We start from the raw sequence: 26,286 nt of genomic DNA, 5'->3' as shown, positions 1-26,286 counted from the left end.
ATGGCAATAGCTAAAAACAAGGTGTTACTGATCATTGTAGGAGTGCTGTTAATAACCAACATGATTGTATTGCTGGTGTTCATTAACATGAAACAGAATGGCTCCCGCAAACATGATCAGCCAGGCAGACAAGGATTGGTACAGATACTGGAAGAAAAGGCCGGTTTTTCAAAAGAGCAGCTGGGCGCCTATCAGCAGCTCCGGGATCAGCACTGGACAAAAATGAAACCATTGCTCACCGATATGCGCAACGCCAAGGATAGCTTTTACCGGTTATTGTATACACCGGAAACTACAGACTCCGTGCTGGAGCTGGCCGCGGCAGAGATCGGGCGCAGGCAGGCTGCCATTGATCTGCAGACCTTCCACCACTTTCAGCAGGTACGTAACCTGTGCGACTCATCCCAGCGCCCTGGTTTTGATACCCTCATCCACCAGGTGGTATACCGGATGACCGCTCCTTTCCGCAGGGATAACCTCCATCCCCGCAACCCGCGACGTTAACCAATTACAGACATACATACACCATTTTTTAAAATATAAATTTAATCATCATGAAGAGGATTATGTTAGCATTGGCGTGCTTATTCGCCAGTTACGTTGGAGTACAGGCACAGGATCAGGGCGATCATCAACGCCGTACGCCCGAAGAAAGGGCAAAGATGACAGTAGAAAAACTGTCTCCTGATCTGGCCCTCAAAGACGATCAGAAAACTAAACTGAACGACGCTTATACCGAGTTCTATAAAGCTATGGAAAAGCTGCGCGCAGATGCAAAAGCCACTGGCAACCGTCCTGACAGGGATGCGTTCAAAAAACTGGGTGACGATCGCGATACCAAAGTAAAAGGTTTCCTGACCGATGACCAGTTCAAAAAGTACAATGAGAAGATGGAAGAAATGAAGAAACAACGTGGTGGCGGAAGAGGCCATGGCGGCGGCAATGGCAAGAAATAAGTAAGTATTAGTTAGTGATGGCGGTAGCGCAGACGGATCTCGTTTGCGCTACCGTTTTTTTATACATACGTTAGTCTATCTTATAGATCTGTTTCAGCAGGTACACATACGGCGCCACCATATGGTGCACGAACAGGTTCTTACCATCGAACGGAAATTTAGCGTCATACCCATCCTGCGGGTACAGTATAATGGGAGATCCTGCGGGCGTATAATTATGGCTGTTCACAAAATCAGGCCGGCCATATTCCGCCAGTGTCTTATGTACCTGCTTATACGCCAGTTTGCCTAATACCCGCTGCATGCGGCGGCTGGCCCGTTTGCTGGAGCGGTCCAGCCGGCCATACATATAGTTCACAGCCAACCGTATAAAAAACCGCTGTTTCTTCAACCCTTTATGCAGGTTCACAAACGGATTTACACTGTTGTAATCATTAGTGGTCTGTATGGAAAAAGGCGTTTCGGGTACCCAATCCCGTGGGTTGATCACCCGGTAGCCCCAGCCGTCACGGGTAATAAAATCATAGTCATATGCATAGTACAGATTACCGGGTTTAGGCGCAGCGCTGCAATAGGTCTTGATCAGGATATCCCTGGGAAAGTCCGGGTCATCCAGGTACTCCAGGTATGAGCGCAGCAAAAAGGCAATGGCCGCTCCCTGGCTATGCCCAACGATGAGGAAGTTGCGTATGCCTTTCTTATGGTATTCTTTGATCTTGCTTACTACATCGGGCGCTATGGAGGCCATGCCCAGCGTCCAGCCGGCATGCACATACGCCGCGCTGTCCCTGGCCAGTTTGTAAGGGAAGCGGGTGCTGTCATTTAACTGCAGTGTGCCCATGGCAGGGATCATGCCGGCGTAGAAATTCGCCAGCCAGGATACCGCTGTGCCGGTGGTACCCCGTATACTGATGATGGCCGTATGGTCCTCGTGCAACCATAGATCCCAGCGGTTCAGCATGCCCACTACCGGCGAGCGGTATATGAGCCGGCAATTGTCCGGGTAGGGAACCACGAGCTTTGTCCAGGGAGTATCTCCCTGCAGGGCCGTTACCCGCAGCAGCTGTTCATATTCTTTGGGGTCAAAGCCTGGCTGCAGCTTTTGTGCCGTTGCCGGCAAACAATAAAGCAATATACTGTAGATCCAGGCCGCCAGTAAGCGTTTTAATATACGCATAGCTTGCACAATAATGGTTACAATAATTTGGCCGCCGCATCTTCCCAGTTCAGGATACGGTCATACCCTTGTATATGTACGTTATGATGGCCGGTAAACAGATACGGTTTACCCTTAAAATGCGTAAAGTTACGGATAAGATCGTCTATCATGATGTCTGTCTGCACCAGGCTCTTATCGCCGCACAGGCAAAACTGCCGCCAGGTAAGGAACGGAAAATTATCCATCAGCCAGTCATACTTATCCTTCAGGGAGTGGGGAAACTCCATAGCGGCAGATACGATATAGAGCTTGTATTTCTTGTTCAGCTCTTCCAGCACCTCCTGCGCATGCGGATATACGGCCAGGTCGCGGAAAAAGCCGGGCGTGTTCAGGTACTCCAGGATCTTGCCCTTATGATCAATGGGTAATGCTTCAGAAAGGGTTTTGCCATACAGCTCTTCTTCGGAGAATACTTTACCATAATCCCGGTAATACCATTCCCGGGCTTTGGTGATCGGATCTGCAATGGTCTCGTCCATATCTATGGCAATCGATAACACATGATTCGTCATAACGTAAAATAATTAGTCGTTAGTCATTAGTATAAAGATATTTATTGTATCTGATTTTACTAATGGCTAACGACTAACGACTAACAACTTATACCCGGGGGTTAGTATACTTTTTCTACCCGGCCTACCGTCCCGTCTGCGCCAATACCTTCTACCACCACACGGAAATGCCTGGAGAAGTCATTATTGTAGAAAACGATATTGGCAGTATGGGTGCTGGTATCGATTGGCAGGTTCGGGTTCCAGTAAAGGGTCATCCTTTTGTCGGGCAGGGAATGCACTTCTTTATGCACCGCGTAATCCGGTGAGTAGAATTCCTTCACTACGGTATAGCCCGGTTTCTTATACATCTCAAAGCCGCGTACGGTATTATCACCGCCTTCGCCGCCTTTTTTGGTATATACCGCAATAGCGCCGCCCGCGCCGCCTCCAATACCGCCCATGAACGGCGGGCGGAATACTTTCACCAGCGCAATATCCGTTACAGGCAGGCTGCTGATCATGGATACATCCACCGGCATCTCATTCAGGTACAGGGAAGGGCTTCCGCCGCGCCAGGAGAGGGAAGGATTGTTCAGGTCCCCGGTGATCTGCAAACCGGCTACCCTTGACTGCAGGTACTGGAAAACGTTCATATAGCTGGCATTTTCCTTGGTCATGTCAAAGGAGTACCCATCGCCGCCGGAAAACAAGCCGCTGGCGTACTTCTTATCCATAGACTCTTCCTTGGTCACTTTCCGCTCGCTGATGTTCACTTCCTTCAGGAAAATGGTGCGGCTATTGATGGACCGGTTCACCCTGTTAGCGTCAAAAGCGGTGGTCAGGTAAGCTTTCAGCGTATTATTATCGATGGCCGGCGGTATACGGAAGGGGAAAGGCCCCGCTACCGATGCCGTATTCTCAAAGAAATGGGTATTGAACTTCACAGTAACGTCTTTCCAGCGTTTTTGCGCATCATTGCCCTGGTAGTAGATCAGGGCGGTATCTGCAAATACCATGTTCTGCAGGGTAAATTCACCCATGCTGTTGGTAGGGGCAGAGGCGATCATGGTGCTGCTGTCAGTCATCTGTTTAATGATGAAGTCCACTTTACCGTTTGCCAGCTGGTAACGGCCGTTATTGGTAAAGGCGGTGCCTTTCAGCAAAATGCCCTGCTCATAGGGATAACGGGTATCAGGGAACTGTTTGTTCAGGATCTTCTCCCAGCTGAAACGCCGCCAGCCATTGGTCATCATCACCAGGTCCAGGGCCTGCGTGGCCAGTTTGGAGGTATCTGTGAAGTACCAGGCCGGATTATGGATATATCCTTTCATGTCAGAGGTAAGCAGCAGGTTGGATACGATGGTGTTCTGATCCGGGTCCTTTACCACCAGGTCTGCGTCCGTAACGGCTACGGACAGGATGGATTGCAGGCTGTCCGGCACTTTCAGCACCACGGTATTTTTGCCGCGTTCTTCCGTATCAATGGAGGCGTCATCCGGTAAGGCCAGGGGCAGACGGTCCGGTTTGCTGATGAATACCAGCCTTTCAGACAGCGGCTGGCCGCTTTTGCTGAAGAGGGTCAGCTGCATAATACTGGATGGCATGGATGCCGTAGGCACAAAACCGCTGATACGGCCTTCAGACACCTTTAACGGCGCTTTATATACCAGCTGCTGGTTGATCTGGCCAATCAGCAGCAGTTCATCATAAGCAGTATCTGCCGGGTTGGCTACCATCGCCTGGTAAAATACGCGGGCCCCGCGGTTATATACTTTCAAGCCCGCGCCGGTGGTCTTTACGGCCGGCAGGGCAATGCTTTTCTCCTGTCCATTGGCGGCTTTTATGACTGCGCTATAGGTTTCGCCGGCTTTGGCGGGCATCAGCTCAAACTGGCCCATACCGTCATGCAGGGTTTCTATAGCGGCCACTTTCTGGCCCTTGCTGTCCTTTATTATACCGCTAACGCCTATAGGATAACCGCTTTGGTCAATGGCTTTAAAAGCTACTATATTATTCTGCCCAATGATCATATCGCCGCCTTCCGGGAAAAACTGTACGGAAAACGCGGTGGAGCTAACGCTGTCGCGGGTGGGCGGGTTATTCCGCTTCTGCGGGTCAAAGATCTCGATGGTGCGGGAATAAAGGAATGCCTGGTCAAAGTTCAGCATCCAGGAAGTATAGGCCCGCAGCTGGTACATACCGGGTTTCAGCGTTTCCGGCAGATCCAGGTTACCCGGCGCGCCGGCATTACCGGCCGCAAACAATTTCTTCTGTACAATGGCGCCGCTGCGGTCTGCCAGTTCTACATAAAGGTTGGTCGCACGGGTATCGGGCAGGCCTTGCAGGGTAATATAGGCCTTGAACCAGATGGTCTCTCCGGAGGCATAATAGTCCTTGTCAAGGTGCAGGTATACTTTTTCCTGTGGGTAACGGTTAGCAAATTCGTCCAGGGCTTCTACCACCCGGTCAGTCCAATCGTCAGCAGGCAAAAGGGCAAAAGCACTGATCAGCATTATCGTAAAGGCAGGGAGCCACCACTGCAAACGCAACTGCTTCAAAACGGCGCGTAGGTGTTGCATGCAAAGAAATTTAAAATGCGATAATAGCAAAAAATATGCTATATAGGTTATAGAATATAAGAATACAATAGCTTTAGCTATTATTGCAGGCAGCTAAACTATTTTAAGAAAATTTTAAGGCAAGGGAAATAATTACGAATGACCAATTACGGATTACGAATGGAAGGAGCGGCGGATATGAAAAAAAGACTCATCGTTATCGGTGGCGGCGCGGCAGGTTTTTTCTGCGCCGTGAATGCAGCCCGTCTGTGCCCACAGCTGGAGGTACTGCTGCTGGAAAAGACGGGTAAACTGTTATCTAAAGTAAAGGTATCCGGCGGCGGGCGCTGTAATGTTACGCATGCTGCCCCTGATATCCCCTACATGTCCAAACACTACCCACGTGGCCAGCACTTTGTAAAAAAGGCGTTTGGCCGCTTCTTTGTGCCGGATACCATTCAATGGTTTGCCGATAGGGGCGTAATGCTGAAAACAGAGGCAGACGGGCGTATGTTCCCCGTTACAGACAGTTCCCAGTCCATTATCGACTGCCTGCTGCGGGAGGCGGACCAGTACAAGGTAAAAGTGGCCCTGCACCAGGATGTTACGGCTATACAGCAACAGGAAAACGGCCGCTGGCAGCTAACCCTCCAGCAAGGCCCGCCCCTGCAGGCAGATTACCTCTGCGTAGCTGCCGGCGGGTATGCCCAGGCAGATAAATTTGCCTGGTTAAAAGCTACCGGCCACCAGGTAGAAGCGCCTGCGCCCTCCCTGTTCACCTTAAATACGCCCGGCCATGCCATTACCGCCCTGATGGGGGTAAGCGTGCCCCTGGCCCATGTAAAGGTGGCCGGCGCTAAACTGCAGGAGCAGGGCCCCGTGCTTATTACCCACTGGGGTATGAGCGGCCCGGCCGTATTGCGCCTTTCCGCCTGGGGCGCCCGCGATCTGCAGCAGCTGCAGTACCGCTTCACCGCCCTTATAAATTGGACGCCCGCTTTTAATGAAAATACCCTGCGTGAAGAGCTGCAGGCACTGCGCTTTTCATTAGGCCCGCAGAAAATGTTCAATAAAAACCCCTTTGAGCTGCCGCAGCGCCTGTGGCAGTTCCTGCTGCTGCAGTCCGGCATCACAGACGCCACCCGCTGGGCGGATATGCCTGCCAAAGCGCAGCAGCAGCTGGTGAAAAACCTGGCCGCCATGGAATTACCCGTACAGGGAAAAACAACGTTTAAAGAGGAATTTGTGACCTGCGGCGGTATCCGGTTAACGGAGATCAATCCCTCCACCATGGAGAGCAAACTGGCGCGGCGCCTGTATTTTGCGGGAGAGGTGATGGATGTGGATGGGATAACGGGGGGCTTTAACTTTCAGCATGCCTGGACCAGCGGTTTCATTGCCGCCAGCAGCATTGCCGCACAGGAGGAGGCATAAAAAAATTACGAATTATCAATTACAAATTACAAATGATAGGCAAGCCGTTTTTTCATTGTTCACCTTATTGGCTATTGCTAATGGTTCTATATCCCATTGCCCATCAAGACCTGCGGTTGCTGCCTTACGGAAGCGCCGCTGTAATTGGTAACTAATAATTCGTAATACCCTAACGCTGGCAAAAGATTTTGTCGTAATTCCCTCGTGCTTCTAAGTCCGTGCTATCTATTAATCCTTTTCCAAATGCCGTTCTCAGGGATCATCTCTTTCCTCACTGTTCAACTGTAGAACAAAAGTAATGGTCTTTGCGATATAGAGCTAAACAATAATATTTATCCTCGCATAGAGAATCTTTATATCATGGGAAATGCCCGCTGCTCACCGCATCGCGTAAATGGGTTACTGCCCGTTGGCCTCCAGGTAATGGATGCCAGGCGCATATTCTTTCTCCAGGGCCTGTAAGATCAGCGTAAAATGACCCGGGTTGGCCAGAAAATCAATTTGTGTGGTATCTATCATCAACGTGCGTACGGCATGTTGTTTCAGGTATTGGGTGTACATCTGCTGTACTTTCAACAGGTATTCATCCTCGATCTGCTGCTCGTAGGAACGGTTGCGTTTCCTGATGTTCTGCTGCAGGCGGCTTACCGGGGCATTCAGGAAAATCAGCAGGTCCGGCTGCACCAGCTGGGGATTAATGATCTCAAACAGTTTCTGGTACAGGTTATATTCATCCTCCGCCAGGTTAATGCGCGCAAACAGCAGGCTTTTGATAAACAGGTAATCGGATATGACCACATCGCTGAAAAGGTCTTGCGTTTGCAGCATATCCTTCAACTGTTTATAACGTTCCGCCATAAAGAACAGCTCCAGTGGAAAAGCATACTGCCGGGGCTTCTCATAGAATTTAGGCAAAAAAGGATTGTCCGCAAACTCTTCCAGGATAAGTTTAGCATGATAATGACGCGCCAGCATATTGGCCAGCGTGGTTTTGCCAGCGCCAATATTGCCTTCTATGGTAATGAACCGGTAATTCATGGGTTTTAATGTGCTAATGTGCTGATATGCTAATGTGCTAATGTGTTTAGTGTGCTGAATTGCCAGGCTGTCTATTCCATCAGCACATTAGCATATCAGCACATTAGCACATCAATTAATTTTATTCGCCGGCAGATCATCCTTACACGCTTCCAGCAGCGCGCTCACCGGTTGCTGCAACACAGGGTGTATCCAGTCCGGCGCTATCTCGTTCAGCGGCGCCAGCACAAACCGGCGGTATTGCATGCGCGGATGCGGCAGCTTCAGCTCCGGCACGGATACGATCGCATCGTTATAGAAGATGATATCAATGTCTATTACACGGGCGCCCCATTTTTCCTGCCGTATACGGCCAATAGCGCGTTCTATCTCCATCACGGCATGTAACAGGGCAAGTGGCTCCAGCGGAGTGGTTATCTGCAATGCCTGGTTCAGGTAATCCGGTTGTTGCACATTGCCCCAGGGCGCTGTTTCGTACAAGGCAGAAACCTTTGTTACCTGGCCAGCTTGTTGATCTATCAGCTGTACCGCCTGCTGCAAATGAGCTGTCCGGTTCCCTAAATTGCCACCTATAAGTAATATTGCAGTATTCATGTATATTTATCGGCGCAAAAGTAGCCATATTCCTTATTTTTGAAAAAAACAGTTGTGATTGGTTACTGGACAATTTAACAAGCTGCAACTAAAGACAGCACAACCAATCTGATTCATATGCGTAACTTCTTCAAGATCTTCTTTGCATCCCTGCTGGCATTAATAGTTTTTGGGGTTATCAGCATCATCGTTATGCTGGCGATGATAGGCAAGGCCCTGGCCCCTGAAAAAGTAGTGATCGACCCAAACAGCGTGCTGGTGCTGGAAACCAGTCAGCCTTACGGTGAACAGAAAACAAACAACCCGATAGGCGCCCTGCTGCAAAGGGACGCCAGTGAAACGCCCGGCTTATACGACGCCGTGCGTATGATCGAGCATGCCGCCAAGGACGATAATATTAAGGGGATCTATCTTAAAACAGACGGTAATCCTAATGGCTTTGCCACCAGCGAAGAGCTGCGCAACGCCTTGCTGCAATTCCGCAAATCCGGTAAATTCGTATATGCTTATGGGGAGGGGATGAGCCAGCAGGCTTATTACCTGGCCTCCACCGCCAATAAGATCTTCCTGCACCCGCAAGGTGGCGTGGATTTTCAAGGCTTCTCCACTACCATCATGTTCCTGAAAGGCACCCTGGAAAAGCTGGAGATCCAGCCTCAGATCTTTTACGATGGCCGCTTTAAAAGCGCTACGGAGCCTTTCCGCGAAACACAGATGACGGAGGCTAACCGCATCCAGACCCGCGCTTACCTGAGCGATCTGTATGGCCACTACCTGGCTAACATCGGCAAAAGCCGTAACCTGGATACCGCCACTCTGTACCGCTACGCCAACGAAGGACTGATCCAGAACGCCCACGATGCAGTGAACCTAAAGCTGGTAGACGGCCTGCGGTATGACGACCAGGTGATGGATGAGCTGCGCAAACAGCTGAACCTGGAAAAAGGCGACGATATCAACTTTGTATCCCTCACCAAATATGAGAGCGGAGCAGATTATAAATCTACCTCCGGTGATAGCAAGATAGCCGTACTCTATGCCCAGGGCTCTATCGTGAGCAAATCCGGCAATGAAGATGTGATCATCGCCAGCGAGGACTATATCAAAGAGATCCGCAAACTGCGCGAAGATAAAAGCATCAAAGCCATCGTATTCCGGGTGAACTCCCCCGGCGGCAGCGCCCTGGCTTCAGAATCCATCTGGCGCGAACTGGAGCTGGCTAAAAAGGCCAAACCGGTAGTGGTATCCATGGGTGATTATGCGGCCAGCGGCGGGTACTATATCTCCTGCATGGCGGATACCATCTTTGCACAGCCCAATACCCTCACTGGTTCCATTGGCGTGTTTGCCATGATGGCCAACCTGCAGAACTTCTTCAAAAATAAGCTGGGCGTTACCTTTGACGGGGTAAAAACGGCCCAGTACGCAGATCTGGGCTCCGCTACCCGCCCTATGACGGAAACGGAGCGCCAGTTTATACAAAAAGCGATAGACAGCATTTACAGCACCTTTAAATCCAGGGTGATAGCCGGCCGTAAGCTGCAGGCAGCCGTGGTGGACAGCATAGCCCAGGGCCGTGTATGGAGTGGCGTACAGGCCAAACAGTTAGGCCTGGTAGACCGGATCGGCGGCCTGAACGAAGCGGTGGCCTGCGCCGCCAAAATGGCCAAAGTATCCTCTTACCGCCTGCGGGAGTACCCGGAGGTGAAAGAGCCGCTGGAAAAGCTGATGAAGACTTTTGGCAGCGATGCCAGCGCCAGCTACGTTAAAAAGGAACTGGGCGCCAATTACAGCATTTACCAGCAGATCAAACGCCTGCAGGAAATGGAAGGCGAAATACAGGCCCGCCTGCCGTTCGATCTACTAATAAAATAATGTGCTAATGAAAGCCGGAGATCCTGCATTTTTATCAGCATACTGGCAGATCAGCAAATCAGCACATTGCATTAAAATCTTCTTAAATCCCGGGCTCCCCCCGGGATTTTTTATGGAAATGGCATAAAACAGCTTAGTTTTACGCAATTTTTTTAAAGCAGATCGTATTTATGGCGGTGCAGTACAGTCAGTGGAAGGCCATGATGGCCATTACAAAAGGCAGTTTACGGGCGATGTTCCGGAGCCCTTCCACCGTGGTTTTTAGCATAGTTTTCCCGTTGATCTTTATCCTGGTGTTCGGTTTCATCGGCAATGGCGCGGTAACCGTAAAGGTGGGCGTAGCCCCCGGTACGGATACGGCCAGTGAACTGTTCCGGGGCCTGAGCGCCGCCAAAAGCGTGAAGCTGGTGTATGAGTCGCCTGCAGAAATGGAGGACGATATGATCAAAGGCCGTATCACCGCCATCGTACACGTTACCCGCAAGGCCGCACAAACGGCCGCTCCTGCTTATGATATAGCGGTGCGTACATCCACCGCCGGTGCAGATAAGATCCAGGTATTCCAATCTATTTTAAAGGATGTGATCAACCGTACGGACGACGAGTTCTACAAACGCCCCTCCGTAGCGGAGATCCGCACGGCGGTTGTGCCGGGCCGGGTATACCGCACTATCGATTTTGTGCTGCCCGGTATGCTGGGCTTTTCCCTGCTCAGCGGCGGCGTATTTACCACCGCCTTCCTGTTCTTTAGCTTACGGCAAACCCTGGTATTAAAACGTTTCTTTGCCACACCGGTAAAACGTACCTATATCATCCTGGGCGAAACAGTGTCCCGCTTATTGTTCCAGTTATTTGGCGCCATCGTGATCATTGGCCTGGGGTATTTTGCTTTTGGTTTTACGCTGGTGCATGGCGTGGCTACGTTTGCAGAGATGCTGGTCCTGTCTTTATTTGGCCTGGGCATCTTTATGGGATTTGGTTTCCTGGTAAGCAGTGTGGCCCGTACAGAAAGTACGATCCCTTTATTTGCCAATATCATCACCATGCCGCAGTTCCTGCTGGCGGGTACTTTCTTTTCTGTGGATGCCCTGCCTGCATGGCTGCAGCCCATCTGCCGCATTATGCCGCTCACTTACCTGAACGATGCTTTCCGCAAAGTGGCCTTTGAAGGGCTGCACCTCTGGAACATTGGCCTGGAACTGGGCGTAATGGTACTCTGGGGCATTGTCATCTATGCCATCACCATCAAAGTATTCAAGTGGGAATAGCCGGTAGGGGCAAGCGTTAAAAGTAAAGGGCGGCTGTCTTTTTCTTTTTAATTTTTGCTTTTTTACTTAAATTGACTACATGCAAGTCCTGTATCTCATTTTGGGTGCTTTAGCGGCACTGATCCTGGGGCTATTCGTTTTCTCCCTTTACCTGCCTTCCCGTTTAAAGATCGAGAGGTCCTTACTCATGGATGCCCGTCCGGAAGTGGTCTTCCGGGAGGTAGATACCTTGCGCAACTGGGAGCATTGGTCGCCCTGGCATAACCTGGACCCGGAGATGAAGATCACCTACGGTGAAAAGGAGAGCGGCGCCGGCGCCGGTTATAGCTGGGAAAGCAAAAAGCGTAATGTAGGTAAAGGCAGCCTTATTATCACGGAGTCAAGACCCTATGAATATATTGCCACTAATATCAACTTTATGGAACAGGGCGGCAGCAAAGGATACTTCCGCTTTGAGCCGGCAGGAGAGGGCACCCGGGTTACCTGGGGCATGGAAATGACGGTAGGGCAGCATCCCGCCCGCAAACTGATGGGGTTGATGATGGATAAATGGGTAGGAAAAGATTTTGAAAGAGGCTTGCAACAATTGGCCACTGCCTCACGAGGCTAGGCATTCCGCCGCAACCATCCCTGTTAAACAAACATTATCCCCCTTTAGCTTCCCCTTTTATATGTAAATTCGCGCATGCGTTTTATCAAACTTATACTGATAAGTATAGTAGGTTTTGCTATACTGATCTCCCTGCTTTCCCTATTATTTCCTTCTCAGGCGGTGGTAGAGCGTTCCGGCGTTATTGATGCGCCTATGACGGTAGTGTACGGCCAGATCAACGATCTGCGTACCTGGTCCCAATGGAACCCCTGGACTAAAATGGAGGCTACTAATTCCCTGGAGTTCTCTGAACCGGCTTACGGTACCGGCGCCTGGTATAGCTGGGCCAATCCTAAAAAACAAGGCGTTACTAGCGGTAAACTGACCATCACACGCAGCGAGCCCGCTAAAGGCGTATACTATGAGCTACTGTATAATGATATGAGGCCGGTTAGCTCCGGACTGGAGATAAAACCCACTAAAAATGGAGACGGTACCGTTATCCATTGGTACCTGGTGACAAAACTGGGCTGGCTGCCCTGGTGGAAATTCCGTGGTTTTATGGCGGACCGTCTTATGGGCCCCCAGGTGGAACAGGGCCTTACTGAACTAAAAGAGCGCTGTGAGCGTAATAAATAATGCAGGTAATATAAGCGTTCCTGAAATTGGATGAGTGGTACGGGTATATCTGTTGAATAGCTGTAAATTCCTGCACGGTTTTTAGCCATTAAATTAAATGCAACTATATGAAACAGATTTTTTTATTCCTGGCCATACTAGGCACCACCTCCTACATGGCATTCTCACAAGAAGCGCCTAAAAGTCCGCGTATCACCGCCGAAGGCAAGGACGTTAAGGTAAGCTACGGCCAACCTTCCAAAAGGAACCGGGAGATCTTTGGTAAACTGGTGCCTTATGGCGAAGTTTGGCGTCTTGGCGCTAACGAAGCTACAGAGATCACTTTTGCCAAAAACGCCACATTTGGGGGTAAACCGGTAAAAGCAGGTACCTACACGCTGTTTGCCATCCCTGGTAAAAGCGAGTGGACCTTTATCCTGAATAGCACGCTGAAACAGTGGGGCGCCTTCAAATACAATGAGATCAAAGGCAACGATGTATTAAAGGTAACCGCGCCTGCCACTACTGTAGGCAGCCCGGTAGAAAAGCTGACCATCACCTTACCGGCCAATAAACTGGTAGTGGAGTGGGATAAAACAAAAGTAGAAGTGCCCGTAAAATCTTAATGTATTGATGTGCTAATGTGCTGGTAATATACTTATCAGCACATTAGCGCATTACATGTATCAATACCGCTCCAGAAACTCCATGATCGCCCCATACACCTCGCCCAACTCCTTATCCGTAATACAATAAGGCGCCAGTATATACAGCGTATTCCCCAATGGCCGCAGCATGATCCGCTTTTGCCGGAAGAACCGGTGCAACTCATCCGCCAGCTGGTTCGTATAAGTATCCTGCCCCGGCGTAACGATCTCAAAAGCCAGTATAGTCCCCAGCAAACGGATCTGTTTTACCGCACTGGAGGCCGATAGCCGTTGTATAAACGCTTCGTGCTGCGCCTGTACCCGCTGCCGCTGCTGTGCGCAATTGGGATCCAGGAACAGGTCCAGGCTGGCCAATGCTACGCTGCAGGCCAGTGGATTGGCGGTAAAGGAATGCCCGTGAAAAAGCGTTTTTAATTTATTTTCTGATAAGAAAGCTTCATAGATAGCAGCGGTACAGGTAGTAATGCCCAGCGCCATGGCGCCGCCTGTTAATCCCTTGGAGAGGCAGATCATATCCGGCGGCGTAGCTACATTCTCCATGGCAAAGTTCTTGCCCGTACGTCCAAAACCTGTCAGTATCTCATCCGCAATCAGCAGGATCTGCTGCTCCTGGCACCAGCTCAGCAGCTGGTCCAGTGCGGATGCTTCATACATCAGCATACCGCCCGCGCCCTGTAAGAGGGGCTCAAATATAATGGCGGCAATGGCATCCGTTCCCAGTGACTGGATGGTTGCCTTTAGTGCCGTTATATTGTCCGCCGAAGGCGTATCAATAAAATGCACATCAAACAGCAGCTCATCAAAAGGCGCAGTGAACACGCTGCGGCTGCTTACGCTCATCGCGCCAAAAGTATCGCCATGGTAGGAGTGGTGGAAAGCCAGTATCTTTTTCCGCTGTTGCACGCCCTTGTTATGCCAGTATTGTAAGGCCATTTTAAGGGCCACCTCTACCGCCGTAGATCCGTTATCAGAATAAAACACGCGGCTTTGTCGGCCGGGCAGTATGGGCAGCAGCTTTTCCGCCAGGGTCACTGCTGTAGGGTGCGTATAGCCTGCAAAGATGCAGTGTTGCAGCTGTAGGGCCTGTGCGGCCAGCTGTTGCGCTATATAGGGATGGGCATGCCCGTGTATATTCACCCACCAGCTGGAGGTAGCGTCTATATAACGGTTGCCTTCCTCATCGTATAAAGAAGCGCCTTCTCCGCGCACGATCCCAATGGGGGCAGGCGCCGTTTGCATTTGCGTATACGGATGCCAGATCACCTGCAGGTCCCGTTCACTCAGTGTAGTAGCCATCATTAATTAGATTGATAATTAGCTGAAGGCGCAAAGTTAACAGATAAATTATTTAAAGTGTACAGGCTTCATACATCCGCCAGCCGGCATAGGGTACGGTACAGGGCGGGCGCATCATAGGGTTTATGGAGGATGGCATTCACCTGCAGGCGTTGCAGCTTTTCTTTTACCTCCGGTATCACATCCGCCGTTAGCGCAATAATAAAAGCCTGGGGTTGCAGCTGTTTGATGAAGGGGATGGTATCATAACCGTCCATTTCCGGCATATGCAGGTCCAGGATAATACCGTCAAAATGCTGCTGGCGCATCTTTTCCACCGCTTCCCTGCCATTGGTGGCCGTAACGGTGGATGCGCCCGTGCGTTGCAGCTGGTATACCAGCACCATGGCATTGATGGAATTATCTTCCACTACCAGCAGCTGTTTATCTTTTAGCCAGGCCTGCAGCTGCAGTTGATTATCCGGTGGACAGTCTTGCGGTACAACGGGTGGCAGCTGAAAGCTGATATTAAACCGGAAAGCCGTGCCTTGCCCCGGCTCGCTTTCTACAGCAATGCTGCTGTTATGCAATTCTACCAGGCTTTTGGTAATGGCCAGTCCCAGGCCTGTGCCGCCATGTTGCCGGGTAGTAGCGCACTGCGCCTGTACAAAGCTTTCAAAGATGCGGCCCTGCATCTCCGGTGCAATACCAATGCCGGTATCCCGCACACAGAAGCTGATGGTGGCCGTACCGGCGTCCTCGCTCAGCAGCTGTGCTTCTATAAAAACGCCGCCGCGATGGGTGAATTTAATAGCGTTATTGATGAGGTTATTGAGGATCTGTCCCAGCCTTACCGGATCGCCCGTGAGCCTATCCGGCAGGTCGGGATCAATAGAAGTATAAAGCCGTATATGTTTTGATTTTGCCAGGGGCTGATAGTTGCTTTCAATATCCTTGATCAGGCTTTTGAGGTCCAGCGGTATCTGTTCCAGCTCTACTTTGCCGGCGTCTATCTTGCTAAAATCCAGTATATCATTAATAAGGGCCAGCAGGTGATGGGCGGAGTATTTAAGGCTATGTACCAGGGAACCGTGTTGCGTGGTCTCTTCGAGCAGGTTGGCAATACCAATAATACCGTTCAGGGGCGTACGGATCTCGTGGCTCATCACGGAAAGGAACTCGCTTCTGGCGCTGGCGGCTTTTTCTGCCGTTTCCTTGGCATGGATCAGTTCCAGCTGGGCCCTTTTGTAAGGGGTAATGTCTTTGATGACAGCCATCACATGTTTACCGCTGTATTGCAGCCCGCGTTTGATAAGCGTGATACGCAGCCGGAACCATTTATCCATACCGGGACGGTAATCCTGGTACTCCAGTTCCTGGGGCTCGCCGGTGCTCAATAATTCATCTATCAGGGAGGAAAATACAGCGCTCTGCGGGCCTAATACGGCATGTACGCTGCGGCCGGTGATCTCTTCCCGCGGACAGAACAACAACGCGTCATTATTACACCATACGCGCGTAAAGATCTTTTGCTCATTTAATTCAAATACGATATCGTCCAGGGTGGTAAGCAATGCTTCCAGGTCGCTGCTTAACCAATGCTCCGCCAGGGGAGCGGCAATACGCTCCGCCGTGTGTAAATGGTCAGACATCATGTACTAATTACATTTAGGGGTAAACCAATAAATTGTGTTATGCGAGCATCCGTTCGTGTGTAATTGTGTCCTTACTGGTACTGATCAAACGAGGAGAAATAAATTTACTAAAATAAACAACAAAACCCGCAGCATGTGCATAACTTGTTCTGTATGTTATAACGTATACTTCACAGAAAGATTGGTGATACGGCCATCTATCGGCCCCCATAAAGGTTGAAACACCGGGTTGCTAACGCTGCCTGTATATAAGGCCTCATGTTTACCCTGACGCGCATCAAATACATTTTCGCAATTCAGCACCACTGTAAAATGTTCTCCAAATTGGCGGGAGACCATCGCGGCCCAAAACCAGTAATCAGGCGCCAGTTGGTTATTGTACAGGTATTGATGGCCTACCCAGCTGTTCTCTATACCAAAGCGCCATTTTTCCGGTATTTCATAGGCCAGGGTGCTGGCAAATTTATCCCGCGGTGCAAAGGGTACAAAAGTATGGGCGGGATCACGATACTTGGAGGTAGTATGATTATAACCCAGGTAGAGCTCCAGGTGCTCGTATTCCAGACGTAGATACGTATCCGTACCGGCGCTGTTGGCATGGTAAGGCTGATTGGCCAGCAGATATTTTCCATCCGCCTGTAATACCGGCAATATGGTGTGGAAGATACGGGTCAGGTACAGGGCCTGGTTCAGCGTTACATCCACCGGGCCTATGGAAGTGTGGTAACCTGCGTCAAAGTTCAGCCCCTGGCTGGTTTCTGCTTCCATGCCACCTGCCAGCGGCAGCAGATCGCGATAGGCGATATTCTGTGTTTGCATGGTAAAGATGGCCGGCGTTTTATAGCCGGTACCGGCGCTCAGGCGCAGGGAGAGGCCTTCTACAGGCTTATACACGAGGGCCAGGCGGGGTAGCAGGTACCAGCCGTATACATTGTGATAGTCCAGGCGGATACCTGCTTCTGCCAGCAGTTTGTCCGTAATATCAATACCATCCTGCGCAAAAAAGCCGGTAGTGCTATAGGTATAATTATTCAGCAGGGTGCTGTCGCCTTTGGCCCGCCTGTATTTTTCGCCGGTTTCATTCAGCCCCAGTACAAAATTATGCCGCCCGCTTTTTTTGTTATAGGCTGCTTCTGCATATAGGTTGCCCTGGTTGGCGCGCAGGCCAAAGCCGCCTTCGGTATTATCCAGGTGAAACAGGCTGGCCACGCCTTTGATGGTCAGTGTGCCGCCATAGAGCTGCCGGCGGGTGAACTGTATGTCCACACTATGGCGCTGGCTGTTATTCACTTCCGTATATTGATGGATGTTATCTGCTTCATGAGATAATACCTGCATATCACCGCCGGCACGTCTTTCAATAGTACCTGTGTAACCGGCTACCAGCGTACTATTTGGGTTTACATACCAGAAGAAACGCGGGTGCAGGGTATACTGCCGCAGGCGCGGCACATCGCTGAAACCATCTTTATTCACATCGCTTTCATCCTGCACGGTAGCCCCTGCAAACAGGGTAAGACCGGTATTTTTATAACGCTCTGCATAATATACATTCGCATTGTTCTCCTTTAATGTGCTGCGGTTCAGTAATACCGTCAGCTCCGGCTCCGGGCCGGGCGTTTTGGCAATAAAGTTGATCATGCCCGCAATAGCGCCGCCGCCATACAGCGTGGATACGGAGCCTTTGATGATCTCTATCTGCTTCAGGTCCAGCGGCGGAATGGCCAGTACGCCAAAATTACCGCTGATACCTTCGTACACCGGCATACCATCGCGCAGCAGCTGGGTATACTTACCATCCAGTCCCTGCATACGGATGGCATTGTTGCCATTAACGGCAGAGGTGTTCTGGATATGTATCACAGACAGATCGCCCAATATGCTGGCTACATTGCCAGGTTTAATGCCGCTTTCTTCCTCCATATCATCCTGGCCCAGCACTTCCACTTTCATGGGCAGGTCTTCTATGCGGCTGTTGGTGCGGGTAGAGCTGATCACCACTTCATTGATGTTTTCCCCCTGTGCTTTCAGCAGTACGGGAATGGTGTCTGCCCCCGTCCAGGGAAAAGAGATTTCCAGGCTGGCCGGCTCATATCCTATAAAGGAAAAACGCATGTGTGCGCTGCCGCTGGTTTGCCGGTTCAGTAAAAAAATGCCAGTGTTACTGGTGGCGCCGCCTTTTTGGGTACCGGTATTCAGCACGGAAACGCCGGGCAGGGGTTGCCGGCTGGCGCTATCCCTTACAATAAGGGTCAGTTGCTGGGCCTGTGCGGCAAAGCAGCAGATGAATATTGTTAGGGTTATGAACAGTTGTTTCATGCTTTACTTTTTGCGTAGGATCATGAACCCTACGCTGCAAAAGAAGCGGTTGAATCTGGAGAGAATCTGAAGACCGTGAACGTATGCACGCCATTCTCAAACTGGTAACGGATGGGCAGGTTATAAGTATCACAGATCTTTTTCACAATGGCCAGGCCCAGCCCGTTGGAATGATCGCTTACCGGCGTACCCTTTTTAAAGCGCTGGAACAGCTGGTTTTCCGGTATGGCCGGCGCATCGCTGGTATTGCTGATAGCAAGCTGCTGATCATCCAGCTGTACCCTGATCTGGCCGCCCGTATAGTTATAACGGATGGCGTTACCCAGCAGGTTGCTCACGAGCATATCCGCCAGCGCATCCGGCATCTGCCAGGCTGCAGGGCCACTCAGCCTGGTATCCAGCGTAAGCTGTTTATCCTTTATCAGCTCATCCAGCAGGCCCAGGTACTGGTTGGTAACCTGTTGCAGGCTGCGGGACTGCGTTTTATCATACTGATGATTCTCTATCTTGGCTAGTTGCAGCAGGGAATGGTTAAGGCGGCTTAGCCTTTCCAGGGCCTCCGTGCTTTGCCCAATAGCATGCAGCTGGGCCTCGCTTAGGGATTCATCCTGCAGCAGCACCTCCAGCTTACTTTCTGCAATGGCCAGGGGCGTTTGCATTTCATGGGCGGCATCTTCCGTTAGTTCTTTTATGCTGATGTAATCCCGGTGGATGCGGGTCGCCATCGTATTCAAGGCCGCATTCAGGCGGCTGAACTCATGCGTGGAAGTGGGGGAGAAGCGCAGGTTTCCCAGCTGCATCAGCTGTACGCCCTGTACTTTTTCCAGGGATTGATAGAAAGGCCGCCAGAGGCGCTTGCTCAATAACCAGTTCAATAGCAGAATAAAACCCAGCAGCCCGCCAAACACGATCATCATCACAAAAAAGATATTCTTGATAAGATCACGCCGCTCTATCAGCGATTTACGGAGGGTGAGCAGGTAGGTTTTACCCTGTATGGGAATAAGCTGTGTAAGCTGGCGGTAAGGCACTTTTTCCCCTTCTACTTCCTGGTACAGCATTACGCTTTGTACTACGGGCTTTTGCTGCGTGGCCCCATCCGCCGGCTGCAGGCTGAACTCCGGCGTAGAGAAGTGAAACACCATGCTACGCAGGTTCACCGTATCCAGGTAACGTATCCACTGGATCTGGTCGTTTAGCAGCTCTTCATCTATTTCATGCCGGATCTGCTTATTAAACTGCGAAAACAGGTAAAAGGCGCTGACGGTCAGCAGCGGCAGCATGATCAGCAGAAAGTAGATGGTGGTTTTGGTAAGCAGTTTCATAAATAACGATCGGTTTACTGATCAGACCAGCGGTAGCCGGTGCCGTACACCGTTTTGATATAATCCTCGCAGCCGGCTTCCAGCAGCTTCTTACGCAGGTTTTTGATATGCGTGTAGATAAAATCGTAAGAGCCTGCCTGGTCGTATACATCCCCCCACAGGTGCCCCGCAAGGGCGGTCTTTGTTACTACGCGGCGCTGGTTGGCTATAAAATACAGCAGCAGCTGGTACTCCTTTCCGGTAAGCAGCACCGGCGTATCATGCACCAGCACCGTTTTGGAGGCCGGCAGGATCCGGATCTCCTGGAACTGGATGGTGGTATTGCCATCAAAGTGTTTGCGCCGCAGGATGGCGTTAATACGGGCATTCAGCTCTGACAGGTGGAATGGTTTGGTGAGATAATCGTCTGCGCCCAGGTCCAGGCCGTTCAGCTTATCCTCCAGGGAGTCTTTGGCGGAAATGATTATTATACCGGCCCTGGACTCCAGTACTTTGAGCTCCCGTACAATATCCAGCCCATTGCCTTTGGGCAGGCCTATATCCGCTACGATGCAGTCATAATCATAGTCATTTACTTTGGTGAGCGCCTGCGGAAAGTCCGGCGCTGTCTCGCAAACATAGCCCTGCTGCTCCAGGTACTCCCGGATGGCAGTCTGGAGGGCGGGTTCGTCTTCGATGACTAGTACTTTCATGAACTAAAAGTAATAATTATCGCCGGGATGGGCGCCCTGGAGATTATGCATTAATTTGCCGGCAGTATTGTTGGGCCACTAGATGGTGGTTCTAAGGCCCGAGCTGTTAACCCGCTGCCAGTATTTCCGCACAACCGGCATACTTTACTGTTTTGACGAAATTATGGGAGACAGGGAGGCCCATTTCAATGCCTGCGGCTACAATAAGCGTATGCCGGTCTTCCAATGGCGTGGGCAGGTTTAATTCCAGTGCCAGCTTACGTGCGTCAAAGGGCTCCTCCTTCATATGCCAGTCTGTATACAGATGGGCAATAGCAGGTTGCTCCGGTTCCGGATAATTTTCCCATCCGGGTCTGGCGTCAAAAATGGCGTCCTCTGCGACGCACAGGGTAAAAATAAAGCGGAAAAGCGGCTGCTTCCAGGGCAGCTGCAGGTTAAGGCCGGGCAGGAGGGCAGGCAGTTGTATAGTGGCTGATGCCTTTTCCCGGTCTATGGTACAGGCGAGCGTACCGGCTACCACATCCCCGAACTTTGTTTGCTCATTGAGCCGGAAACCTTCCAGCAGCGGGCGGTGGCGGGATACGTATACGTTGCGCTTACCCCGTTTACTCTGTGTGTCCTGTTTTTGGATGTACAGGCATAACTCCGTAAGCGAGGGCGTAAAGTTGTGATCCGCCAGGGATTTCACATACCACAGTGTTTTCCGGATGCTTTTAACGGCTTTAGCGCAGCCGCCAAACTCGCTCATGTTCAGGCGGGTAAGCTCAAACCTGGGGTGGTTATGGATCTTTTCTTTTGATGCCCCGCCTTTTTTACGCAGGATGATCTTGTCTGATCCTTTCATTTTGTAGGCAGTCATGTTACCGATGCTGCCGGTGAAGTCTATACCTTCTTTAAGAATAGCCATGTAATTACTGGGGTGTATACGGTTAATAAATGGTTGATATATAGCAATATAAGGGGTTTTTAATTCGTAGCAAAAAGGAATATAAGCGGTAGATAAGCCGTATCTATAAAGGGACGGGTTATATACGGGTTACATACGGGTCAGATACGGGTTATATACCGGTTATCTATAAGTGGTCTAGTCCTGAAATAGGTTTACAAGTCCTTGGGTGCCGGATTAGGTAACTGGGTTAAAACGGGGTGTTTTTGAAGGGAATGGAGGCGCCTGGAGGAAATATTTTTTTGATATTTGGAATCAAAGAGTAAATTTGCAACCCATTTCGGGATGTAGCGCAGTCCGGTAGCGTGCGTCGTTCGGGACGACGAGGTCGCAGGTTCGAATCCTGTCATCCCGACATCACTTGACAAAGTGGGCTTTTGCCCACTTTGTTTGTTTTTTGGGCCACTGGAAGCCTTATCCAACGCATAAATTAACCGGATTGTTTCATGGAGTCCAGTGGTTCGTATGCCGTTTAACTCCAGATGTAGAGATCACCTACATATAAGGTTGCTGATAGCAATTGAACAGCCAATTCCCATCATACATCTATTTTTTCATTACAAGAAGTTTCAATCGATTCTACCTTTTTACCGGTGATTTTATTACGGTGTACAACACCCCATTCTGCCAGGTTGCTGATAATGGTTTGCAGTGTATTGCCGTGCTCCGTCAATTCATATTGAACTGTTATAGGCTGCGTATCTAAAATCGTCCGTTTCACGAGCTGGTTTATTTCCAGTTCCTTTAACTCCTTACTCAACATCCTATTGGAAATACCTTCCACGTCATTTAAAATATCGGAAAATCGTCTTTTCCCAAAGCAGCAGATCGATGAAATAATTGAGATCTTCCATTTGCCATTTAGCGCGTACATGGCATCCTGAACTGATCTGGTTCTCTTTTTTTGTTCCTGTTGAAACGCTGTTATTGCACACTTCATATGTTACTTAGTTACACCGGTGTTACCATTACTTTTCAGTACAAAGTTACTTAAAATAACTTGGACCCTCTACCTTTGTCGCAACATTTAAAAAGAAACAATGAATAAGTTAAAAAACAAAGTAACCGTGATTACAGGCGGTAATAGCGGTATTGGTTTTGGCATCGCTGAAGCATTTAAAAATGAAGGCGCCAAAGGTGCGATCATTGGCAGAAACCAGGAAACTTTAGCAAGTTCGGTGGCGCAGCTGGGGGACAATTTCATAGGCCTTAATGCCGATGTCACCAATCTTTCTGAGTTAGAGAGCGTTTTTAAAGATACTGCTGAAAAGTTGGGCAAGATAGATGTGATTGTTGCTAATGCAGGTGCTGGAACTACAGGAACTGTCGCAGATACCAGCGAAGCCGACTATGACAAGCTGTTAGATCTGAACCTGAAAAGTGTTTTCTTCACTGTCAATAAAGCGCTCCCTTATATGAATGATGGTGGTTCTATCATCCTGATCGGGTCAAACGCAGCACATCGGGCGTATCCTTCATTCGGGCTTTATGGCGCTGCAAAAGCAGCGGTGATCTTTTTTGCGAAATCCTTTTCAAATGATTTGTTAGATAGAAAGATCAGGGCAAATGTCATCACACCCGGTACGACAGATACACCGGCATTTGACAAGTTTGTTCCGGCAGAACAAGTTGAAGCGGTAAAAAAACACTTCGCAGGCGTAATGCCGATAGGCAGGATCGGGCAACCCGCTGACATCGGTAAAACGGCGGTTTTCCTGGCTTCTGATGATTCTTCGTTTTTGCTTGGCGCCGAACTCCTTGTTGATGGCGGTATGACCTATCTCGCCAAATAATTATCCTCACTGGCACGAATTAGAAGCCGTGCCTTTAAATCTTTTAAACTTTCGGAAAATGAGCAAATTAGAAAATAAAGTAGCAATAGTAACAGGCTCGTCCAAAGGGATTGGTGCAGCCATCGCCAGATACTTTGCCGCAGCAGGCGCAAAAGTTGTTGTGAATTACGCCTCCAGCAAAGAAAGCGCTGACAAGGTGGTGAAAGCCATCACCGATAATGGCGGTACCGCCATTGCTGTACAGGCCGATGTTTCAAACGAAGCAGATGTAAGCAGGCTGTTTGCTGAAACGGAAAAGGCCTTCGGTACATTGGATATCCTGGTGAATAACGCTGTTGCACAAGGTTACGCGCCTATTGAACAAATATCAGTAGAAGCTTTTCACCAGAGTTATAATGTCAATGTATTAGGGCCGGTACTCACCACTCAGGCAGCATTGAAACTGTTTGGCGATAAAGGGGGGAATATTATCAATATCAGTTCGGGAGCAAGCAAGTACCCGCTTCCGGCAGCCTCTTTATACTCTTCCACCAAGGCGGCATTAGATGCCTTCACCATAGCTTTGTCAAAAGAGCTCGGCGGAAGAAACGTTCGGATCAACTCTATCCTCCCGGGGGCGACGGATACTGAAGGTGCACGTAGTGCTGGTGTTACTCCTGGTAGTGACTACGAGAAGATGTTTATTACCAATACACCGCTTGGCCGCAGGGGGCAGCCGGAGGATATCGCCAAAGCAGCTGTATTTATCGCCTCTGATGACGCAGCCTGGATCACCGGTGAACTCATCTCCGTTTCCGGTGGTATGTATGGTTTCTAAATGCAATCAACAATCAAGTACCAGAGAGATATGGTCAGGCCTTCTAATTTTCCAAATGTATAAGGATACGATGAGAAAGAGGGTGTCTCTTTAGTTTTGAGACACCCTCTTTCTATGCCATTCACGCGTTGATTTAAATGCGAAAAGAATTGAAACTATATCCCCTAACGTATCTACCTGTTCTTTTCCTCCGCCGCGATCCTCAGATCTGTAGCCGTAATGCCTTCGACAGCCAGACCATAACCTACTTGTTCCAGCAAAGCTTTCCTGAGCGGTGCAACAAACATAGCCCGCATGTGCCGGCGCGTAAGTTCCGGTATAGAGAGCAGTTGCGCTGCGAGTGCATTTGCGCGGTCCATCAGCGATGCGTTATCGGGTAATACCTCGGCAACTACGCCCAGGACTTTCGCTTCACGGGCAGTGATCTTTTGTTGTGTATAATGGAAGTATTTGTTGCGGTACTCGCCCAGCGCCCTGGCCCAGACGGTTTGCATACCATCGCCGGGCACGATGCCGAAGGTTAAATGGGGATAATCCTGGAAATACGCCTGTTCGCTTGCAATGATGATATCAGCCGTTAAAGCAAATTCCGAATGGACGGTAGCTGGTCCATTAATGGCTGAAATTACAGGTACGCCAATACTGGTCAGGTTTTGTAATGATTGCTGACCTTCCCACCAGGTCTTATCCCAGTCTCTCGGGTTCGTAATATCACCTAAACTCGGGCCGTCAATCTGCGCAAAGAACTCATCACCGGTCCCGGTCAGGATAACTACTTTATTATCCCGGTCCTGGGCTATCTGGCTAAAGGCTTCGACAAAATCACGGTGGTCAGTTCCGGTAAATACGATCGGACCATTATCGGTGGTAAAACGTACGGTTAATATGCCATTTGCAGTCCGGCTCATATTCAGATGGCCAAACCGTTCAAAGTATGCAGGTATCATTGAAGTTTCCATATCGAAATGAATAGAGCGTGAATGAATCTTTATGATTAGATCGCAGGTGCTACCGGGAAGTCGATGGGGACGGCAGTTAAGGCAAACATATAGTTGGTAATGATCTTATCGCCGATTGCCATCACCACATCGGCCAGGCTGCCCTCATTATAACCGGCGGCGTAAAAGTTGTCAAGCAATACCCCGTCCGCATGTCCCCTGTTTTCGGTGATGCTTTTAACCAGTTTAGCCAGCGTATCCAGTTTGGAGTCGAATGTTATCGCGGCACGGCGGATCTCTAATATTTGTTCATCAGTAAAACCCTGCATTTTGGCCAAAGCGGTGTGGGCGCTTAAGCAGTATAAACATCCATTCACCTCGCTGACTACGAGATTTATTACCTCGCGTTCTTTAGCCCGCAGGGATGATTTGCCGTTCTGCAGGGCGAGGTAGTTGCCCAGTGCGTTTTCTGAATGAGCCAGGGTGGCGTATAAGTTGGGCACGCGGCCAACCACTTTAGTCAGGTTATCGAAAATAGCCTGGTTAGCGGGAGACACCTGATCTTTGGTTGGAATTGGGAAAGCTTTCATATCGTTATTTTTGCTTGTTTTTGTTGATTCAAATTGCGGCGATGGGTTGTTATTTTTTATTTTCGGAAAGGATAGCCTTTTTACCAAAATAGCTGATGAGGTAAAAAGATACCCCCAGTGAGATGGTGTCTTTGAACAGGAACAGGCCCAGGTTGTTCATATACCCCATGCCATTGACTTTTACTATCGTGTCAGGTGTGGTGATAAGCATGGTGCTGGTAATGAAAAACATGACTATTGTTATCAGGCCGCCAAGGATGCCGGCTTTGGGTTTGAAATAGCCCGTGATGAAAAGGAGGGCGGCAATAATTTCGGTAAGGCCAATGATGTCTGAGCCGATATAAGGCCCGAATAATTTGAAATGCCAGCTGATGAAGGGACTGTTTGACACCAGTGGTATAATGCCTTCGGCGCCCGGGCTGGTCATTTTAAAGGAACCTGCCCAAAGTAGCATCACGATCATAGTAATACTGGTAATAAGGAAGGGCAGATTTTTTTCGCTTATCCAGGCGGCCAGTTTGGTTAAGTTGCTTTGTGCGGTTTGTGGAGCGTCCTGAGACAAAGTAGAAGTGGTGAGCGTTTCCATTGTTTGAAGTGTTTTTTGCTGTTTTTTTGATACTCC

25 protein-coding genes and 1 tRNA gene are annotated in these 26,286 nt (G+C 49.8%); 11 read left to right on the top strand and 15 right to left on the bottom strand.

Going from position 1 to position 26,286, the window contains the following annotated elements; translation table 11 throughout:
- Positions 1-504, top strand: a complete 504-nt coding sequence (locus F0L74_RS13040; protein ID WP_188315985.1) for a periplasmic heavy metal sensor — start codon at positions 1-3, stop codon at positions 502-504.
- Between the two features lie 50 nt (positions 505-554).
- Positions 555-956, top strand: coding sequence for a DUF4890 domain-containing protein (locus F0L74_RS13035; RefSeq protein WP_149838292.1), 402 nt, complete (start codon positions 555-557; stop codon positions 954-956).
- Positions 957-1,026: 70 nt separating this feature from the next.
- Here the strand turns inward: F0L74_RS13035 and F0L74_RS13030 are convergent, their stop codons facing one another.
- The 3 genes from F0L74_RS13030 to F0L74_RS13020 form a co-directional block, all read right to left on the bottom strand.
- Positions 1,027-2,133 (bottom strand): lipase family protein, encoded by a 1,107-nt coding sequence (locus F0L74_RS13030; protein WP_149838291.1) that lies wholly within the window; start codon positions 2,131-2,133, stop codon positions 1,027-1,029.
- A gap of 17 nt (positions 2,134-2,150) precedes the next feature.
- Positions 2,151-2,687, bottom strand: coding sequence for a 5' nucleotidase, NT5C type (locus F0L74_RS13025; RefSeq protein WP_213086954.1), 537 nt, complete (start codon positions 2,685-2,687; stop codon positions 2,151-2,153).
- Positions 2,688-2,788: 101 nt separating this feature from the next.
- Positions 2,789-5,248, bottom strand: coding sequence for a hypothetical protein (locus F0L74_RS13020; RefSeq protein WP_149838290.1), 2,460 nt, complete (start codon positions 5,246-5,248; stop codon positions 2,789-2,791).
- Positions 5,249-5,386: 138 nt separating this feature from the next.
- On the opposite strand from F0L74_RS13020, the gene F0L74_RS13015 reads away from it, so the two are divergent.
- Entirely contained in the window at positions 5,387-6,661 is a 1,275-nt protein-coding gene (locus F0L74_RS13015; protein ID WP_246197697.1) for a BaiN/RdsA family NAD(P)/FAD-dependent oxidoreductase, read from the top strand.
- A 399-nt stretch (positions 6,662-7,060) separates the two neighbouring features.
- Here the strand turns inward: F0L74_RS13015 and F0L74_RS13010 are convergent, their stop codons facing one another.
- Positions 7,061-7,699, bottom strand: a complete 639-nt coding sequence (locus tag F0L74_RS13010; protein ID WP_149838289.1) for a deoxynucleoside kinase — start codon at positions 7,697-7,699, stop codon at positions 7,061-7,063.
- A gap of 111 nt (positions 7,700-7,810) precedes the next feature.
- Positions 7,811-8,293 carry a 2-amino-4-hydroxy-6-hydroxymethyldihydropteridine diphosphokinase gene (gene folK, locus F0L74_RS13005; RefSeq protein ID WP_149838288.1) on the bottom strand — a complete coding sequence of 161 codons (483 nt, stop codon included), beginning with the start codon at positions 8,291-8,293 and terminating at the stop codon, positions 7,811-7,813.
- 117 nt (positions 8,294-8,410) lie between these two features.
- Between folK and sppA the strand changes: the two genes are divergently transcribed.
- The 5 genes from sppA (at position 8,411) to F0L74_RS12980 (ending at position 13,272) form a co-directional block, all read left to right on the top strand.
- Positions 8,411-10,168, top strand: coding sequence for a signal peptide peptidase SppA (gene sppA / locus F0L74_RS13000; protein WP_149838287.1), 1,758 nt, complete (start codon positions 8,411-8,413; stop codon positions 10,166-10,168).
- Between the two features lie 170 nt (positions 10,169-10,338).
- A complete protein-coding gene (locus tag F0L74_RS12995) occupies positions 10,339-11,436 on the top strand; it encodes an ABC transporter permease (protein WP_149838286.1) in 1,098 nt (365 codons plus the stop codon).
- A gap of 79 nt (positions 11,437-11,515) precedes the next feature.
- Positions 11,516-12,046 carry an SRPBCC family protein gene (locus tag F0L74_RS12990; protein ID WP_149838285.1) on the top strand — a complete coding sequence of 177 codons (531 nt, stop codon included), beginning with the start codon at positions 11,516-11,518 and terminating at the stop codon, positions 12,044-12,046.
- Positions 12,047-12,121: 75 nt separating this feature from the next.
- The gene (locus tag F0L74_RS12985) at positions 12,122-12,667 is read left to right on the top strand and encodes an SRPBCC family protein (RefSeq protein ID WP_149838284.1); all 546 of its coding nucleotides are present in this window, start codon (positions 12,122-12,124) and stop codon (positions 12,665-12,667) included.
- Between the two features lie 107 nt (positions 12,668-12,774).
- Complete coding sequence (locus F0L74_RS12980; RefSeq protein ID WP_149838283.1) at positions 12,775-13,272, top strand: DUF2911 domain-containing protein; 498 nt, start codon at positions 12,775-12,777, stop codon at positions 13,270-13,272.
- A 60-nt stretch (positions 13,273-13,332) separates the two neighbouring features.
- Here the strand turns inward: F0L74_RS12980 and bioA are convergent, their stop codons facing one another.
- From bioA to F0L74_RS12950, 6 genes are all read right to left on the bottom strand, one after another.
- Positions 13,333-14,613 (bottom strand): adenosylmethionine--8-amino-7-oxononanoate transaminase, encoded by a 1,281-nt coding sequence (gene bioA / locus F0L74_RS12975; RefSeq protein WP_246197696.1) that lies wholly within the window; start codon positions 14,611-14,613, stop codon positions 13,333-13,335.
- Positions 14,614-14,678: 65 nt separating this feature from the next.
- Positions 14,679-16,244, bottom strand: coding sequence for an ATP-binding protein (locus tag F0L74_RS12970; RefSeq protein WP_149838282.1), 1,566 nt, complete (start codon positions 16,242-16,244; stop codon positions 14,679-14,681).
- Between the two features lie 156 nt (positions 16,245-16,400).
- Positions 16,401-18,563, bottom strand: a complete 2,163-nt coding sequence (locus tag F0L74_RS12965) for a TonB-dependent receptor (protein WP_149838281.1) — start codon at positions 18,561-18,563, stop codon at positions 16,401-16,403.
- A gap of 29 nt (positions 18,564-18,592) precedes the next feature.
- Entirely contained in the window at positions 18,593-19,888 is a 1,296-nt protein-coding gene (locus F0L74_RS12960) for a sensor histidine kinase (RefSeq protein ID WP_149838280.1), read from the bottom strand.
- 14 nt (positions 19,889-19,902) lie between these two features.
- Positions 19,903-20,580: a response regulator transcription factor gene (locus tag F0L74_RS12955; protein WP_149838279.1), complete on the bottom strand. Its 678-nt coding sequence runs from the start codon at positions 20,578-20,580 to the stop codon at positions 19,903-19,905.
- Positions 20,581-20,686: 106 nt separating this feature from the next.
- Complete coding sequence (locus F0L74_RS12950) at positions 20,687-21,487, bottom strand: hypothetical protein (protein ID WP_149838278.1); 801 nt, start codon at positions 21,485-21,487, stop codon at positions 20,687-20,689.
- A 320-nt stretch (positions 21,488-21,807) separates the two neighbouring features.
- Here F0L74_RS12950 and F0L74_RS12945 point away from each other — a divergent pair.
- Positions 21,808-21,881: transfer RNA gene (locus tag F0L74_RS12945), tRNA-Pro, on the top strand.
- 183 nt (positions 21,882-22,064) lie between these two features.
- On the opposite strand, the gene F0L74_RS12940 is transcribed toward F0L74_RS12945, so the two are convergent.
- Positions 22,065-22,466 (bottom strand): winged helix-turn-helix transcriptional regulator, encoded by a 402-nt coding sequence (locus tag F0L74_RS12940; RefSeq protein ID WP_149838277.1) that lies wholly within the window; start codon positions 22,464-22,466, stop codon positions 22,065-22,067.
- 100 nt (positions 22,467-22,566) lie between these two features.
- On the opposite strand from F0L74_RS12940, the gene F0L74_RS12935 reads away from it, so the two are divergent.
- Both F0L74_RS12935 and F0L74_RS12930 read left to right on the top strand, forming a co-directional pair.
- Positions 22,567-23,319, top strand: coding sequence for an SDR family NAD(P)-dependent oxidoreductase (locus F0L74_RS12935; protein ID WP_149838276.1), 753 nt, complete (start codon positions 22,567-22,569; stop codon positions 23,317-23,319).
- Between the two features lie 58 nt (positions 23,320-23,377).
- On the top strand, positions 23,378-24,136 hold the full coding sequence (locus F0L74_RS12930; RefSeq protein ID WP_149838275.1) for an SDR family NAD(P)-dependent oxidoreductase: 759 nt from the start codon (positions 23,378-23,380) through the stop codon (positions 24,134-24,136).
- 173 nt (positions 24,137-24,309) lie between these two features.
- Here F0L74_RS12930 and F0L74_RS12925 read toward each other — a convergent pair whose 3' ends face one another.
- The 3 genes from F0L74_RS12925 to F0L74_RS12915 are packed head-to-tail and all read right to left on the bottom strand — an operon-like array spanning position 24,310 to position 26,250.
- Entirely contained in the window at positions 24,310-25,095 is a 786-nt protein-coding gene (locus tag F0L74_RS12925) for an enoyl-CoA hydratase/isomerase family protein (protein WP_149838274.1), read from the bottom strand.
- Between the two features lie 35 nt (positions 25,096-25,130).
- Entirely contained in the window at positions 25,131-25,664 is a 534-nt protein-coding gene (locus tag F0L74_RS12920) for a carboxymuconolactone decarboxylase family protein (RefSeq protein ID WP_149838273.1), read from the bottom strand.
- Between the two features lie 49 nt (positions 25,665-25,713).
- Entirely contained in the window at positions 25,714-26,250 is a 537-nt protein-coding gene (locus F0L74_RS12915) for a DUF417 family protein (protein WP_149838272.1), read from the bottom strand.
- Between the last annotated feature and the right edge of the window lie 36 nt (positions 26,251-26,286).

It is taken from the genome of Chitinophaga agrisoli, assembly GCF_008386695.1.
Lineage (GTDB): Bacteria > Bacteroidota > Bacteroidia > Chitinophagales > Chitinophagaceae > Chitinophaga > Chitinophaga agrisoli.
Note: the sequence above shows the minus strand (reverse complement) of the source record. Positions and strands in the feature narration are given on the sequence as shown.

Excerpts from the sequence above, each read along its gene's own strand:
- F0L74_RS12950 (WP_149838278.1), bottom strand. The coding sequence starts at position 21,487 with ATGGCTATTCTTAAAGAAGGTATAGACTTCACCGGCAGCATCGGTAAC.
- F0L74_RS12970 (WP_149838282.1), bottom strand. The coding sequence starts at position 16,244 with ATGATGTCTGACCATTTACACACGGCGGAGCGTATTGCCGCTCCCCTG.
- F0L74_RS12985 (WP_149838284.1), top strand. The coding sequence starts at position 12,122 with ATGCGTTTTATCAAACTTATACTGATAAGTATAGTAGGTTTTGCTATA.
- F0L74_RS12940 (WP_149838277.1), bottom strand. The coding sequence starts at position 22,466 with ATGAAGTGTGCAATAACAGCGTTTCAACAGGAACAAAAAAAGAGAACC.
- F0L74_RS13020 (WP_149838290.1), bottom strand. The coding sequence starts at position 5,248 with ATGCAACACCTACGCGCCGTTTTGAAGCAGTTGCGTTTGCAGTGGTGG.
- F0L74_RS12955 (WP_149838279.1), bottom strand. The coding sequence starts at position 20,580 with ATGAAAGTACTAGTCATCGAAGACGAACCCGCCCTCCAGACTGCCATC.
- F0L74_RS12960 (WP_149838280.1), bottom strand. The coding sequence starts at position 19,888 with ATGAAACTGCTTACCAAAACCACCATCTACTTTCTGCTGATCATGCTG.
- bioA (WP_246197696.1), bottom strand. The coding sequence starts at position 14,613 with ATGATGGCTACTACACTGAGTGAACGGGACCTGCAGGTGATCTGGCAT.
- sppA (WP_149838287.1), top strand. The coding sequence starts at position 8,411 with ATGCGTAACTTCTTCAAGATCTTCTTTGCATCCCTGCTGGCATTAATA.
- F0L74_RS12965 (WP_149838281.1), bottom strand. The coding sequence starts at position 18,563 with ATGAAACAACTGTTCATAACCCTAACAATATTCATCTGCTGCTTTGCC.
- F0L74_RS12990 (WP_149838285.1), top strand. The coding sequence starts at position 11,516 with ATGCAAGTCCTGTATCTCATTTTGGGTGCTTTAGCGGCACTGATCCTG.
- F0L74_RS12930 (WP_149838275.1), top strand. The coding sequence starts at position 23,378 with ATGAGCAAATTAGAAAATAAAGTAGCAATAGTAACAGGCTCGTCCAAA.
- F0L74_RS13040 (WP_188315985.1), top strand. The coding sequence starts at position 1 with ATGGCAATAGCTAAAAACAAGGTGTTACTGATCATTGTAGGAGTGCTG.
- F0L74_RS13015 (WP_246197697.1), top strand. The coding sequence starts at position 5,387 with ATGACCAATTACGGATTACGAATGGAAGGAGCGGCGGATATGAAAAAA.
- F0L74_RS13010 (WP_149838289.1), bottom strand. The coding sequence starts at position 7,699 with ATGAATTACCGGTTCATTACCATAGAAGGCAATATTGGCGCTGGCAAA.
- F0L74_RS12935 (WP_149838276.1), top strand. The coding sequence starts at position 22,567 with ATGAATAAGTTAAAAAACAAAGTAACCGTGATTACAGGCGGTAATAGC.
- F0L74_RS12920 (WP_149838273.1), bottom strand. The coding sequence starts at position 25,664 with ATGAAAGCTTTCCCAATTCCAACCAAAGATCAGGTGTCTCCCGCTAAC.
- F0L74_RS12915 (WP_149838272.1), bottom strand. The coding sequence starts at position 26,250 with ATGGAAACGCTCACCACTTCTACTTTGTCTCAGGACGCTCCACAAACC.
- F0L74_RS13025 (WP_213086954.1), bottom strand. The coding sequence starts at position 2,687 with ATGACGAATCATGTGTTATCGATTGCCATAGATATGGACGAGACCATT.
- F0L74_RS13030 (WP_149838291.1), bottom strand. The coding sequence starts at position 2,133 with ATGCGTATATTAAAACGCTTACTGGCGGCCTGGATCTACAGTATATTG.
- F0L74_RS12995 (WP_149838286.1), top strand. The coding sequence starts at position 10,339 with ATGGCGGTGCAGTACAGTCAGTGGAAGGCCATGATGGCCATTACAAAA.
- folK (WP_149838288.1), bottom strand. The coding sequence starts at position 8,293 with ATGAATACTGCAATATTACTTATAGGTGGCAATTTAGGGAACCGGACA.
- F0L74_RS12925 (WP_149838274.1), bottom strand. The coding sequence starts at position 25,095 with ATGGAAACTTCAATGATACCTGCATACTTTGAACGGTTTGGCCATCTG.
- F0L74_RS13035 (WP_149838292.1), top strand. The coding sequence starts at position 555 with ATGAAGAGGATTATGTTAGCATTGGCGTGCTTATTCGCCAGTTACGTT.
- F0L74_RS12980 (WP_149838283.1), top strand. The coding sequence starts at position 12,775 with ATGAAACAGATTTTTTTATTCCTGGCCATACTAGGCACCACCTCCTAC.